12 protein-coding genes are annotated in these 13,752 nt (G+C 71.0%); 7 read left to right on the forward strand and 5 right to left on the reverse strand.

Features of this window, described 5'->3' with window-relative positions; all coding sequences use genetic code 11:
- Positions 1-232 precede the first annotated feature (232 nt).
- Together E1J50_RS16020 and E1J50_RS16025 are read right to left on the reverse strand one after the other, a co-directional pair.
- On the reverse strand, positions 233-580 hold the full coding sequence (locus E1J50_RS16020) for a hypothetical protein (protein ID WP_132254841.1): 348 nt from the start codon (positions 578-580) through the stop codon (positions 233-235).
- Positions 581-695: 115 nt separating this feature from the next.
- On the reverse strand, positions 696-1,745 hold the full coding sequence (locus E1J50_RS16025; protein ID WP_281024575.1) for a threonine aldolase family protein: 1,050 nt from the start codon (positions 1,743-1,745) through the stop codon (positions 696-698).
- Positions 1,746-1,934: 189 nt separating this feature from the next.
- On the opposite strand from E1J50_RS16025, the gene E1J50_RS16030 reads away from it, so the two are divergent.
- The gene (locus tag E1J50_RS16030; RefSeq protein ID WP_132254842.1) at positions 1,935-4,883 is read left to right on the forward strand and encodes an FAD-binding and (Fe-S)-binding domain-containing protein; all 2,949 of its coding nucleotides are present in this window, start codon (positions 1,935-1,937) and stop codon (positions 4,881-4,883) included.
- A 60-nt stretch (positions 4,884-4,943) separates the two neighbouring features.
- Positions 4,944-5,621, forward strand: a complete 678-nt coding sequence (locus E1J50_RS16035; protein WP_132254843.1) for a GntR family transcriptional regulator — start codon at positions 4,944-4,946, stop codon at positions 5,619-5,621.
- 18 nt (positions 5,622-5,639) lie between these two features.
- Here the strand turns inward: E1J50_RS16035 and E1J50_RS16040 are convergent, their stop codons facing one another.
- Positions 5,640-6,296: a GntR family transcriptional regulator gene (locus E1J50_RS16040; protein ID WP_132254844.1), complete on the reverse strand. Its 657-nt coding sequence runs from the start codon at positions 6,294-6,296 to the stop codon at positions 5,640-5,642.
- Positions 6,297-6,462: 166 nt separating this feature from the next.
- Here E1J50_RS16040 and dctP point away from each other — a divergent pair, with 166 nt between their 5' ends.
- The 3 genes from dctP to E1J50_RS16055 are packed head-to-tail and all read left to right on the forward strand — an operon-like array spanning position 6,463 to position 9,520.
- Positions 6,463-7,485: a TRAP transporter substrate-binding protein DctP gene (gene dctP / locus E1J50_RS16045; RefSeq protein ID WP_132254845.1), complete on the forward strand. Its 1,023-nt coding sequence runs from the start codon at positions 6,463-6,465 to the stop codon at positions 7,483-7,485.
- A complete protein-coding gene (locus tag E1J50_RS16050) occupies positions 7,482-8,171 on the forward strand; it encodes a TRAP transporter small permease (protein WP_132254846.1) in 690 nt (229 codons plus the stop codon). Before dctP ends, E1J50_RS16050 begins: the two co-directional genes overlap by 4 nt.
- Positions 8,168-9,520, forward strand: coding sequence for a TRAP transporter large permease (locus tag E1J50_RS16055; RefSeq protein WP_132254847.1), 1,353 nt, complete (start codon positions 8,168-8,170; stop codon positions 9,518-9,520). Before E1J50_RS16050 ends, E1J50_RS16055 begins: the two co-directional genes overlap by 4 nt.
- A gap of 69 nt (positions 9,521-9,589) precedes the next feature.
- Here the strand turns inward: E1J50_RS16055 and E1J50_RS16060 are convergent, their stop codons facing one another.
- Both E1J50_RS16060 and E1J50_RS16065 read right to left on the reverse strand, forming a co-directional pair.
- Positions 9,590-10,390 (reverse strand): enoyl-CoA hydratase/isomerase family protein, encoded by an 801-nt coding sequence (locus E1J50_RS16060; RefSeq protein ID WP_132254848.1) that lies wholly within the window; start codon positions 10,388-10,390, stop codon positions 9,590-9,592.
- Positions 10,391-10,466: 76 nt separating this feature from the next.
- Positions 10,467-11,696, reverse strand: coding sequence for a CaiB/BaiF CoA transferase family protein (locus tag E1J50_RS16065; RefSeq protein WP_132254849.1), 1,230 nt, complete (start codon positions 11,694-11,696; stop codon positions 10,467-10,469).
- A 201-nt stretch (positions 11,697-11,897) separates the two neighbouring features.
- Here E1J50_RS16065 and E1J50_RS16070 point away from each other — a divergent pair, with 201 nt between their 5' ends.
- On the forward strand, positions 11,898-12,080 hold the full coding sequence (locus tag E1J50_RS16070) for a YegP family protein (protein WP_132254850.1): 183 nt from the start codon (positions 11,898-11,900) through the stop codon (positions 12,078-12,080).
- A gap of 91 nt (positions 12,081-12,171) precedes the next feature.
- Positions 12,172-13,752: enoyl-CoA hydratase/isomerase family protein (locus E1J50_RS16075; RefSeq protein ID WP_132254851.1), on the forward strand; the 1,581-nt coding region annotated here is incomplete at its 3' end.

Consider the following 13,752-nt stretch of genomic DNA (forward strand, 5'->3'; position numbering starts at 1 on the left):
CTGTCTCCTGTGCTCCTGGCTCCGGCCCGGGCGGCTCGGTGCCCCGAACCTGCCGGCGAGGGCCGCGGGAGACGCCGCCCGAGCCCTGCGGGCCCGCCCTTCCGGGCCGGCGCCTCGCGCGGGAAACGGCCGTCCTCGTCGAGCGGCGGGATCGGACGCATGCGAAGGGCGGAGGCGGGCGTCTAGCCCGCTCCCGCCCCGATTTTCGCGGAAGACGCTTGCGGCGCGCCCGTCAGCAGCGCAGGCGGCGGCCTTCGCGCTGCCCGTGCACCTGCCAGTGCAGCAGGCCGGACTCCATCTTGCCGCGCTCGACGGCGCGCCGGACGTCGGGATTGCAGCGGAGATATTCGCGCTCGTTGAAGGCGGAGTCGCCGCGGGAGCGCGGCCCGCGATCGCGGTAGCCCTCGTCGCGGTCCCGGTACCCGTAGTCACGGTCCCGGCCGCCGTAATCGCGGTCCCTGGAGCCGTAGTCGCGGTCGCGGTATCCGTAATCCGAGCCGCCGTAGGGTTGAGCCCAGCCCGTGCCCACCGACCCCATCAGGGTCAGGCCCACCGCTGCCATTGCCCAGATTGCCTTCATTCTGCGTGTCCTCCTTGACGGCCGCTCAACGCTCCGAGCGGGAGTTGGTTCGATCCTCGCAGGCTAACGGTCGGCGCCCGCGTCTGCCAAGCCGCTGCGGATAGCGGAGCGCGGCTCAGCCAAGCGCGTCGGCGAAGCGCAACGCTGCGGCCCGGATCACCTCCGCCGCCCGCGTCACGCCGGCCCGGTCGACGTCGAGATGGGTCGTCACGCGGATCTGGTGGGTGCCGATCGCCCGCACCCGGACGTCCTCGGCGAGGCAGGCCTGCGCGAAGGCGGCGGCCGGGATGCCGAGGCCCTCGACCGAGAAGACCAGGATGTTCGACTGCCCGGCCGTCGGGTCGAAGGCGAGCCCCGGCAGGTCCCGGACCGCCTCGTGGATCAGGCGCAGGTTCGCGTTGTCGGCGGCGAGCTGCTCGATGTGGTGGTCCAGCGCGTAGAGGCCGGCCGCGGCGAGCACGCCCGACTGGCGCATGGCACCGCCGAGCCGGTACTTCCAGCGCCACGCCTCCACCACGAAGTCCTTCGTGCCGCAGAGCACCGCGCCGACCGGGCAGCCGAGGCCCTTGCTGAGGTCGAGCCAGACGCTGTCGAAGCCGGCCGCGTACTCGGCCGCCGGGATGCCGGTGGCCACCACCGCGTTCAGCAGGCGCGCCCCGTCGATATGGGCCTTCAGCCCCCGCGCGTGGGCGATGTCGCGGATGCGCCGCATGTCGGCGAGATCCCAGACCGAACCGCCGCTGAAGCTCGTCGTCTGCTCCACCGAGACGAGGCGCGAGCGCGGGGCCGTGCGGGCGGGCGTCCGGATCGCGGCCTCGAACTGCTCCGGGCTGTAGATGCCGGCCGGCGTCCGCAGCGGCGCCACCGAGACGCCGCCGATCGCCGCCGAGCCGGCGGCCTCCGGGTTGTAGATGTGGGACTGGTCGTCGACGATGATCTCGTCGCCGGCCTGCGTCTGCACCAGGATCGAAACCAGGTTGCACATCGTGCCCGAGGGCATGAACACGCCGTCCTCCTGGCCGAGCAGCGCCGCCACGCGCTCGCAGAGGGCCCGCGTCGTCGGATCGGAATCCGACTGCTCGTCGCCGACCACGGCCCGGGCCATCGCCTCGCGCATGCCCGGCGTCGGACGCGTCTGGGTGTCGCTGTAGAGATCGATCGTCACGGCGATAAACTCGTTGGGTTGTCGATGCGCCCGCCGGAGGGCCGAGCCGTCCTAGCCCGGGGCGGGCCCGCTGCCCAGGCTCGGAACCCGGGCTTCATTCGAATTGAATTTTGTATTACAAATTCAGTCAGAGACAAGACGCTCGCCGGTCCGTGGGTTCGGAACCCGGCGCGCCCATGGGAGGACGGGATGGGAGCGACGCCTCAGCCGGCGATGAGCCAGAGGGCCGCCGCACGCAACGATGCGGGGCTGACGCGGCGTCTCGCCGAGGCCCTGCAGGGCGAGGTGCGCTTCGACGCCTTCACGCGCGGGCGCTACGCGACCGACGCCTCGATCTACCAGATCGTGCCGGCGGGCGTCGTCTTTCCCCGGAACGCCGCCGACATCGCCGCGACCCTCGGGATCGCCGCCGAGCACGACGTGCCGGTCATCCTGCGCGGCGGCGGCACCTCGCAGAACGGCCAGCCGATCGGGCGCGGCCTCGTCGTCGATTGCTCGCGCCACTTCAACGGGGTTCTGGCCTACGACGCGGAGGGCGGCACCATCACCGTCGAGCCCGGCATGGTGCTGGAGCGCCTGAACACGCGGGTGAAGGCGGACGGCTGGTTCTTCCCCGTCGAGCCCTCCACGGCCACCCGCTGCACGATCGGCGGCATGGCGGGCAACAATTCCTGCGGCGCCCGCTCGCTCCGCTTCGGCAAGATGAGCGACAACGTGGTGGGCATGGAGGCGCTGTTCCACGACGGCGAGCCCTTCGGCTTCGGGCTGACCGGCAACGATGCGAGCGGCGCTCACGGGGGTCCCCGGGCCGAGGATCTCGCCCGGCGGATGCTGGCGCTGGCCGAGTCCGAGCGCGCCGAGATCCTGCGGATGTACCCGCAGGTGCAGCGCCGCGTCGGCGGCTACAACCTCGATGCCTTGATCGAGGCGCGGCCGAACCTCGCCCACCTCCTCGTCGGCTCGGAAGGGACGCTCGCGGCCACGACCTCCGTCACGCTGAAGCTCTCGCGGCTGCCGACGCACCGGGTGATGGGTGTCTGCCACTTCCCCTCCTTCCGGGCGGCGATGGAGACCACCCAGGCGATCGTCGACCTCAACCCCGTCGCGGTCGAGCTCGTCGACAACAACGTCCTGGTCCTCGGCGCCGACATCCCGCTCTTCCGCACGACGCTCGCCGACATCACCCGGGGCAAGCCGAACTGCCTGCTGCTCGCCGAATTCGCCGGGGACGACCGCGACGCGCTGATGCGCGACCTGAAGCGCCTCGATGCCTGCATGAGCGACCACGGCTTCGCCGACGCGGTGGTCGAGGTACCCGAGCCCGCCCGGCAGAGGTCGGTCTGGGAGGTGCGCGAGGCCTGCCTCAACATCAGGATGTCGATGAAGGGCGACGCGAAGCCCGTCTCCTTCATCGAGGATTGCGCGGTGCCGCTGGAGCACCTCGCGGACTACACGGACGCCGTCACCGAGGTCTTCACGAAGCACGGCACCCGCGGCACGTGGTACGCGCACGCCTCCGTCGGCTGCCTGCACGTGCGGCCGATCCTCAACATGAAGGAGGGGGAGGACGTCGCGACGATGCGCGCCATCGCCGAGGAGACCTCGGATCTGGTGCGCCGCTACAAGGGCTCCTACTCGGGCGAGCACGGCGACGGCATCTCGCGCTCGGAATATGTCGAGCCGCTGTTCGGCTCGCGGCTCGCCCGCGCCTTCGAGACGGTCAAGGATTCCTTCGATCCGGAGAACCGCCTCAACCCCGGCAAGATCGTGCGGCCGCTGAAGATGGACGACCGCTCGCTGATGCGCTTCGCGCCGGGCTATTCCGTGAGCCAGCCCGTGAAGACCGCCCTCGACTGGTCGGAATGGGGCGGGTTCGGCGGCGCGGTCGAGATGTGCAACAACAACGGCACCTGCCGGAAGCTCGCGGGCGGCGCCATGTGCCCCTCCTACCGGGCGACGCGGGACGAGCAGCACCTCACCCGTGGCCGGGCGAACTCCCTGCGGCTCGCGATCTCGGGCCAGCTCGGCGCGGACGCCTTCACCAGCCCCGAGATGAAGCGGACGCTCGATCTCTGCGTCTCCTGCAAGGCCTGCCGCCGGGAATGCCCGACCGGCGTCGACATGGCCAAGATGAAGGTCGAGTTCCTGCACCATTACCACGCCCGGCACGGCCTGCCGCTGAAGGAGCGGCTCGTCGCCGGCCTGCCGCTCTATGCCGGCATCGCCGCGAAGCTCGCCCCGCTCCTGAACCTGCGCGACCGCTACCGCCCCCTCGCCCGGCTCTCGGAGCGGGTCGCCGGCCTCTCGGCCCGGCGCACCCTGCCGCGCTGGCGCCGGCCCTGGGCCGAGACCGGCGAGGCCGCCCACCCGCAGGACGTCACGGGCGATTTCCGCGACGTCATCCTGTTCGGCGACACCTTCAACCGCGCCTTCGAGCGGGAGAACCTGGAGGCGGCCGAGCGGGTGCTCGCCGCCGCGGGCTACCATCTGCACCGGGTCTTCCCCGCGCGGGGGCGCCGGCCGCTCTGCTGCGGGCGCACCTACCTCGCCTCCGGCCAGACCGACCGGGCCCGCGCCGAGGCGCGGCGGACGCTCGAGACGCTGCTGCCCTACATCCGGGCCGGCGCGCGCGTCGTCGGGCTCGAGCCCTCCTGCCTCCTCACCTTCCGCGACGAGTTCGCCGCCCTCCTGCCGGGCGAGGATGCCGGCCTGCTCGCCCGGAGCAGCGTCCTGTTCGAGGAGCTTCTCGCCGCCGACCTCGCCGCCGGACGCATCGAGCTGCCCCTCGCCGACCAGGGCGGCCGGGTCGCGCATCTGCACGGCCATTGCCACCAGAAATCGTTCGGCGTGATGGGCTCCGTCGAGACCGTCCTGCGCCGCGTGCCCGGCCTCGACCTGCGGGTCATCGAGTCGAGCTGCTGCGGCATGGCGGGCGCCTTCGGCTACGGTGCCGACACGATCGACGTGTCCCTCGCCATGGCCGAGCTCTCGCTGTTCCCGGCGCTCCGCAGGGCCGGCCCGGACGACCTCGTCGTCGCCGACGGCACGAGCTGCCGCCACCAGATCCACGACGGTCTCGGAATTCAAGCAGAACATGTGGCCCGCGTTCTGGATCGCGCTCTGATCCCTCGACACTGATTTCAGCCGAGCCTAAACGTAGCGTGGGATTCCGTCCGTGTTCTCCGATCCAGTTGGCCGATGAATAAAATCGATACGGGTCTCGGCATCAGCCGGCGCTACCTCCACGACGAGGTCGCCGACCGGATGCGAGAGCTCATCCAGTCCGGCGAGATGGAGCCGCGCGCCCGGATCAACGAGGGCGAGCTGACCGAGCGCTTCGGCATCTCGCGCACCCCCTTGCGGGAGGCCATCAAGATCCTGGCGACGGAGGGGCTGCTGGAGCTCCTGCCGAACCGGGGCGCGCGCGTCGCCAGCATCTCGCAGGGCGAGATCGAGGAGATGGTCGAGGTCATCGCCGGCCTGGAGGCGACGGCCGCGGAGCTCGCCTGCCGCCGCATCACCGACGAGGAGATCGCCGCCATCGAGGTCGAGCATGCGGCGATGGTCACCGCCTGGAAGGCGGGGGACGAGGCGGAATATTTCCGCATCAACCGCAGCATCCACGAATCGATCATGACGGCGAGCCGCAACGTCACGTTGTCGGGCATCTACATGAGCCTGTCCGGCCGGATCCAGCGCTCGCGCTACAAGGCGCACCAGACCGCCGACCAGTGGGAGCGGGCGGTCCAAGAGCACGAGCAGATGGTCCGGCTGCTCCACGCCCGCGACGGCGCGACCCTCTCGCCGCTCATGCGAGAGCACATCCGCGGCAAGAAGCAGGTCATCGCCGCCAATTACGGCGAGGCCGACGGCTGAGGCCGGGCTCGCCCCGGCTCACGCCGCCGCGTTGATCGCGCGCATGTTCGCCACGAGGTCGGCGAAGCGGTCTCCCTGAACCACGACATGGGCGCGCAGCACCTCCGCGGCCCGCGCCTCGTCGCCCGAGACGATCGCCTCCACGATCGCCGTGTGCTCGGCGAGCGACTGCGTGAGCCGCTGGCGCGCGCGCAGCTGCAGGCGCCGGAACGGGGCGAGACGCCGATGGAGCGTCCGAGCCTGCTCGCACAGGAACTCGTTGCGGCAGGCGCGGTAGACCACCGTGTGGAAGACGTAGTTCTCCTGATAGTACGCCTCCGTGTCCCCGGCCTCCGCGGCGCGGGCGCAGGCGGCCAGCGCCTCCTTCAGGGCGGCCTCGTCCTCGGGCACGAGGCGGCGGGCCGCGAGGCGGCCGCAGGAGGCCTCGATCTCCGCCATCGTCTCGAACATCGCGAGCAGGTGCTGCGGCTCCGGCGCGCTCACGATCGTACCCTTGCGCGGCTTCGTCTCGACGAGGCCGGTCATCGCCAGCTGGATCAGGGCCTCGCGAATCGGCGTGCGCGACACGCCGAATCGCTCGGCGAGCTGCACCTCGTCGAGGCGGGCACCGAGCGGCAGGCGGCCGTCGACGATCTCGTCCTCGATCGTCTGTTTGAGGCGCTGGGCCTGGCTCATTGCGGTATCCTCCCGGCCGGCAGCATTTTCCGGACGCCGCTATTATGCAAGGGAGTTGACAAAATATACAAGACGGTCTCATCTGAATACCAGAAGGCGCATTCAGTATAAATATTGCGCTGCACAAGATCGGCGCCGCCAGCGTGCGCCGCGGGAGAAAGACGCCATGCCCCTGACTCGACGCCACATCCTCGCCTCGGGCCTCGCAGCGCCCGCCCTCCTCAAGTTCGGGCTCAACGCCGCGCAGGCGGCCACCACCCTCAAGCTGTCGCATCAAGTCCCGGGCGGCACGATCGACGAGGGCGATTTCCGCGACCGCATGTGCCGCAAGTTCGCCGCCGCGATCGCCGAGCGCGGGAAGGGCGCCCTGGAGGTCCAGGTCTATCCCGGCTCCTCCCTGATGAAGACGAACGCCCAGTTCGGCGCGATGCGCAAAGGGGCGCTCGACATGTCGCTCTACCCCTCGCCCTATGCGGGCGGCGAGGTGCCGGAGTTGAACATCGGCCTGATGCCCGCCCTCGTGACCTCCTACGCGCAGGGCGTGGCCTGGAAGAAGGCGCCGGTCGGCCGGAAGCTCATCGAGATCCTCGATTCCAAGGGCATCATCCTCGTCTCCTGGGTCTGGCAGGCGGGCGGCGTCGCGAGCCGCGAGCGGCCGCTCTACGCACCGGCCGACGCCAAGGGCCTCAAGGTCCGCGGCGGCTCCCGCGAGATGGACCTGATGATGAAGCAGGCGGGCGCAGCCACGCTCTCGATCCCCTCGAACGAGTCCTACGCCGCCATGCAGACGGGCGCGTGCGACGCGGTCATCACCTCCTCCACCAGCCTGATCTCGTTCCGCCTGGAGGAACTGGCGAAAGCCCTCACCTCCGGCCGCGAGCGCTCCTACTGGTTCATGCTCGAGCCGATCATGATGTCCAAGATCGTGTTCTCGGGCCTCCCGAAGGACCAGCAGGACCTGATCATGTCGGTCGGGGAGGAGCTGGAGGCCTTCGGTCAGGCGGGCGCCAAGGCCGACGACACCCGGGTCGAGGAGGTCTTCGCCAAGGCCGGCGCCAAGGTCCAGAACCTCGACGAGGCGACTATGGGCAAGTGGCGCGAGATCGCCCGCGAGACGGCCTGGAAGGATTACGCCGGCAAGAACGCCAACTGCGCCGAACTCCTCAAGCTGGCGGAGCAGGTGTCATGAGCCACGCCTTCGATGCGGCCTCGGCCGCCGCCGAGACCCACGCCGCCCCGGAGCCCCGCATCCCGGGGCTCCTCGGCACGCTCGATCGGGGCGTGAAATCCGTCAACCACGTGATCATGCTGCTCGGCGGCATCGCGCTCGTCTGCGCCTGCCTCGTGCTGAGCTACAGCGTGGTCATCCGCTACGTCCTGCACGAGCCGACCGACTGGCAGGACGAGATGGCGGTGTTCCTGATCGTGGGCGCCACCTTCTTCTCGGCCGCCGCCGTCCAGGCCAAACGCGGCCACGTGGCGATTGAGGCCCTGACCGGCCTCCTCTCGCCGCGGGTGAACCGGGCCCGCCTGCTGATGGCCGACATCGTCAGCTTCGTCTTCGTGGTGTTCTTCGCCTGGAAGAGCTGGTCGCTCCTGCACGAGGCCTGGGTCGACGGGCAGGTCTCGCAATCGACCTGGGGCCCGCCGCTCTGGATCCCGTACTCGCTGATGGCGGTGGGCATGAGCCTGCTCTCCGTGCAGTTCGTCCTGCAGATCGCGGAGGCGATCCTCTACGGCCCCGACAAGGCCGGCTGGGCCAAGCCCAAGATCGGTCTCGGGGCCGATCTCAACCGGGACCTGAAGGACCGTCCCGACCTGACGCCGAGCGGCCCCGACGTGATGGGCACGCGGACCACGGGGAGGCACCAATGAGCGTCGCGGCAATCGGCTTCCTCTACGCGGGAGCGACGCTGAGCGTGATGCTCGCGGGCATCCCCATCGCCTTCGCCCTCGGCTTCGTGGCGCTCGCCTTCATGGTCGCGTTCATGCCCGGCTCCTCCCTCGATACCGTGGCGCAGAACGTCTACGAGGAAATGGCCTCGATCACCCTCCTGTCGATCCCGCTCTTCATCCTGAAGGGGGCGGCGATCGGCCGGTCCAAGGCCGGCCAGGATCTCTACTCGGCGATGCATGCCTGGATGCACCGCATCCCCGGGGGGCTCGGCATCGCCAACGTCTTCGCCTGCGCGCTGTTCGCCGCCATGGCGGGATCGAGCCCGGCCACCTGCTCGGCCATCGGCTCGGCGGGCATCCCGGAGATGCGCAAGCGCGGCTACTCGCCGGGCTTCGCGGCCGGGATCATCGCGGCGGGCGGCACGCTCGGCATCCTGCTGCCACCCTCGATCACCATGATCCTCTACGCGGTGGCGGCCGAGCAGTCGCTGGGCCGGCTCTTCCTCGCCGGGATCGGGCCGGGCCTGCTCCTCGTCGGCCTGTTCGCGGCCTGGGCCGTCTACCGCTTCCGCTCGGAATTCGCGGCGGCGAAGGTCGCCTATGAGCGCAACGGCACCACCTCGCCGATCCTGGCGGAGGACAAGTACAGCATGCGGGAGCGCTTCTCGACGCTGCCGCGGGTGCTGCCCTTCGTCATCCTGCTCACCGGCGTGATGGTGGCGCTCTACGGCGGCTACGCCACGCCCTCCGAGACGGCCGGCCTCGGCGGCCTGCTCGCGCTCGCCCTGATCGCGGTGATCTACGGCGTCTGGCGCCCGAAGGATGTCAGCCCGATCCTCACGGCGACGCTCCGGGAATCGACGATGCTGATGCTGATCATCGGCATGTCGCTCCTCTACGCCTACGTGATGAGCTACCTTCACATCAGCCAGGCGGCGGCGGCGGCGATCGTCGCCATGCAGCTCTCGCCCTGGCTCCTCCTCGTCACGATCCTGCTCCTCGTGATCGGCCTCGGATTCTTCCTGCCGCCGGTCTCGATCATCCTGATGACGGCGCCGATCATCCTGCCGCCCCTCAAGGCCGCCGGGTTCGACCTCGTCTGGTTCGGCGTCGTGATGACGATCACCATGGAGATGGGGCTGATCCACCCGCCGGTGGGCCTCAACATCTTCGTGATCAAGAACATCGCCCCCGACATCCCGCTCTCGGACATCATCTGGGGCACGCTGCCCTTCGTGATCCTGATGGCGGTGGCGATCCTGATCCTGTGCCTCGTCCCCGGCATCGCCATGTGGCTGCCCAATACCCTGCTGCCGACGACGCGGTAGCGGGCGCAGGCAGAACGCTTCGCGCGAGCGGCCCGGACCGGATGGTCCGGGCCGTTTGCGTTCGCGGCCTTACCGCCCGCTCCAGTGCGGCGGGCGCTTGGCGAGGAAGGCTTCCATCCCCTCGCGGAAATCCTGGCTCATGTAGCATTGCAGGATCAGGTCCTCGCCCGTGCCCGTATCGCCCTCCTGCAGGCGGCGCAGGCCCTCCTTGGTGGCCTGGAGCGTCAGCGGGGCATGGCCGGCGAGCAGCGTCGCGAGTTCCGCCGCGCGGGCCTGCAGCGCCTCGGCATCGGCCACCACCTCGCTGACGAGGCCGACCGAGAGCGCCTCGTCCGCTCCGACGAGGCGGGCGGTGAACAGGATGTCCTTCACACGCGCCGGGCCGATCAGGGCCGAGAGGCGCTTGAGGTTGCCCTGCGACAGGCAATTGCCGAGGGTCCGCGCGATCGGGAAGCCGAAGCGGGCGTCCTGGGTCGCGATCCGCAGGTCGCAGGCCGCGGCGATGGCGGCGCCGCCGCCCGTGCACGCACCCGCGACGGCGGCGATCGTCGGCACGCGCAGGCGCTCCAGGGTGCCGAGCACCCGGTCCATGAAGCGCTCGTAGCCGAGCGCGTCCTCGGGCGTCTTGAAGCCCCGGAACTGCGCGATGTCGGTGCCCGCGGCGAAAGCCTTCTCGCCCGCACCCGCCACGATCACCGCCTTGACCGAGGAATCCTCCGCGATCTGCCCGCACAGGGTGATCAGCCCCTCGTACATGCCGAAGGTGAGCGCGTTGCGCGCCTGCGGCCGGTTGAGGACGATGCGGGCGATGCCGGCCTCGTCCTTCGTGAACAGGAGTTCCTCGGTGGGGGACGTCGGGTCGGTCGTCATCGTGCGGTCCCTGGCTGGCGCCCGCGCGCCCGTACGGCGCGCGCGGTGTCCGTCGCTGCTTGTCCCGTCCGGCCTATCACGCCTGCGTCTCGCGCACGACGCCGCGCGCGAACAGGTCGTCGATCGCGGCCGCGTCGTAGCCCGCCTCGGCCAGGATCGCGCGGCTGTGCTCGCCCAGGAGCGGCGCCGGCCCGTGCACGCGCCCGGGCGTGCCGGAAAACTTCACCGGCAGGCCGAGCGTCTGCATCCGCCCGGCGCGGGCGTGGTCGACCTCGACCACCATCTCGCGGGCGAGCGTCTGCGGATCGCGATGCATCGCCGCGACGTCGAGGACGGGGCCGGCCGGCACGCCGCCGGCCTCAAGCCGGGCGAGCCAATCCACCGAGGGCGCGGTGCGGAAATGGGGGCCGAGGGCCGCGGCCAGCGCCTCGCGGTTGGCCATCCGGTCGCGGTTCTGCGCGAAGCGCGGGTCGTCGGCGAGGTCCTCGGCCCCGAGAACGGCCAGAAGCCTCAGCCAGTTCGTCTGGTTCGCCGCGCCGATCGTGATCCAGCCATCCGCCGTCTCGAACGCCTCGTAGGGGGCGTTGAGCGGGTGGGCCGAGCCCATCGGCCCCGGCGCCGAGCCCGTCGCCATGCTGATCGCCGATTGCCAGTAGGTCAGCGTGATGCCGGCCTCGAACAGCGAGGTGTCGACGACCTGCCCCTCGCCAGTCTTCAGCTTGTGCGCGTAGGCCGCGAGCACGCCCATGCCGGCGAGGATGCCGGCGGTGATGTCGGTGACCGGCGGCCCGCATTTCATGGGCGGCCGGCCCGGCCCCTCGCCGGTGATGCTCATGAGCCCGCTCATGCCCTGCGCCACGAGGTCGAAGCCCGCCCGCTCGGCATACGGCCCGGAGCGACCGAAGCCGGACAGCGAGCAGTAGATCAGCCCCGGGAACTCCGCCTTCAGCGTCTCGTAGCCGAGGCCGAGCCGCTCCATCGTGCCGGCCCGGTAATTCTCGATGAGCACGTCCGCCTCCGCGAGGAGCCGGCGCAGGATCGTCTTGCCGTCCTCGCTCTTCAGGTCGAGGGCGATGCCGCGCTTGCCGCGGTTCATCATCATGTAGGCGGCGCTCTCGCCCTCGATCGCGGGCGGCACCGAGCGGCGGGTGTCGTCGCCGCCCTCGATCTTCTCGACCTTGATCACCTCGGCACCCATGTCGCCGAGCATCAGCCCGCAGACGGGCCCCGCCATGATGTGGGCGAGTTCCACCACCCGCACGCCCGCGAGTGGCCCGGATCGCTGCGGCTTCGTCGTCGCTGTCATCGCGTCTCCGTACGGCCTGCCCCCGCGCCGGTCCGGCCGGGGGCGCATCGATCTGGCATGCCATAGCGAGCCGGCGGCAGAGGGCGCAACCGCGGACGGGGCGAGGCCGCAAGAGCGGCGAGACTCGAGTGGCTGGACAGCAAGCGCGCGTATCTCTAGAGTTGCGATATTAACCTAGGGTAATAATCGGAGACGAACCGCATGAGCACCTGCCGCGGCAGCAACGGCGACACCTGGGAGATTTACCAGTCCAGCGGCCAGTGGCGCTGGCGCCGGACGGCCCGCAACGGCGAGCCCGTAGGCGCTTCCACTGAGGCGTACGTCAACAAGAGCGACTGCATCGCCAACGCACGGCGCAACGGCATGGATTGCGACCCACAATAGGACCCATCTCCCTCCGGGCCCGCAGCCCCGGCGCCTCCGCCTCCGGCCCGTCCCATGCTAGGGGCAGGCCGGAGAACCGGATGGAGCCGCCATGGGAAGCCCAAACAGCCCAGGAAGCCGGAAGAGCGTCACCGACCTGCGGCGCGCCGGGGCGATCGCGATCCTCACCCTGGCCTCGCCGCCGGTGAACGCCCTCTCGGAGGCCCTGCGCCTCGGTATCCGCGACGCGATCACGGCCGCCGGAGAAGACCTGGAGGTCGGCGCGATCGTGGTGATCGGCGCGGGCCGGATGTTCTGCGGAGGGGCGGACATCACCGAGTTCGGGCGGCCCTGGCAGGGGATCGGCCTCGGCGCGCTCCTCGACCGCGTGGAGGACACGCAGAAGCCGGTCGTCGCCGCGATCCACGGGATGGCGCTGGGCGGCGGCCTCGAACTCGCGCTCGCCTGCCATTACCGGATCGCGACGCCCTCCGCCCGCCTCGGCCAGCCGGAGGTGAAGCTCGGCCTCGTGCCCGGCGCCGGCGGGACGCAGCGCCTGCCCCGCCTGATCGGCACCGAGAAGGCCCTCGACATGATCGTCTCCGGCGATCCGATCGACGGGCGGACGGCCCTCGATCTCGGCCTCGTCGACGCGCTCGCCGCGGAAGACCGGCTGGAGGCGGAGGCGATCGCCTTCGCGGAGCGGGTCATCGCGGAGGAACGGGGGCCGCGCCGCATCCGCGACAGCGACGCGCGGCTGGAGCCCGGCCGCGTCGGCCTGTTCGCCGCGGCCCGGGAGGCGGCGGCGCGGCGCTACCGCGGCTTCGAGGCGCCCCAGGCCTGCATCGCCTGCGTGGAGGCGGCGGGCACGCTGCCCTTCGCGGAGGGGCTCGCCTTCGAGGAGCGGACCTTCTTCGCCCTGATGATGGGCGAGCCGTCGATCGCCCAGCGCCACGCCTTCTTCGCCGAGCGCGAGGCGGGCAAGATCCCGGATCTGCCGGCGGCCACGCCGAAGCGTCCGGTCCGGCGCGTCGCCCTCCTGGCCGGTGCCGCGGACCTGGCGGAGGTTTTCTCCAGCGCGGGTCTGCCGGTCGTCCTGGGCGAGACGGCGACCTCCGAGACCGTCGGCGCCTGCGATCTCGTCGTCGCCCCCGCGGATGGGCCGATGGCCCGGCTCGACGCCCTCGCGGGACCGGATGCGATCGTCGCCCTGACCGGCGCCGAACCCGACCTCGACGCGCTCGCCGCGGGAAGCGCGCACCCGGAGCGGATCGTCGGGCTCCGGGCCGGCGGTTCGGCCCCCGGTGACCGCCTTCTCGAAATCATGCGCGGCCGCGCCACCGCGCCGGACGTGCTCGCGACGGCGATGGCTCTCGGGCGCAGCCTCGGCCGGGTCGCCGTGGCGACGCGCCCGGGCGGCTTCATCGGGCCGAGGATGCTCGCCCGCCTGCGGCGCGAGGCCGACCGCCTCATCCTCGACGGGGCGAGCCCCGCGCAACTCGCCCGCGTGCTCGACGGATTCGGGCTGGCGACGGCTGGGCTCGGCCTCGCCGACCGCGCCGTCGCGTCGCCCGAGCGGGACGAGGCGGTACGCCTCGCCGCCGATCACGCCGGGATCCATCGCCGGGCGGTCTCCGACGACGAGATCCTGGAGCGCTGCCTCGATGCCCTGGTGAACGAGGGCGCGCGGCTC

Origin of the sequence: Methylobacterium segetis, assembly GCF_004348265.1 — a bacterium.
Classification (GTDB): domain Bacteria; phylum Pseudomonadota; class Alphaproteobacteria; order Rhizobiales; family Beijerinckiaceae; genus Methylobacterium; species Methylobacterium segetis.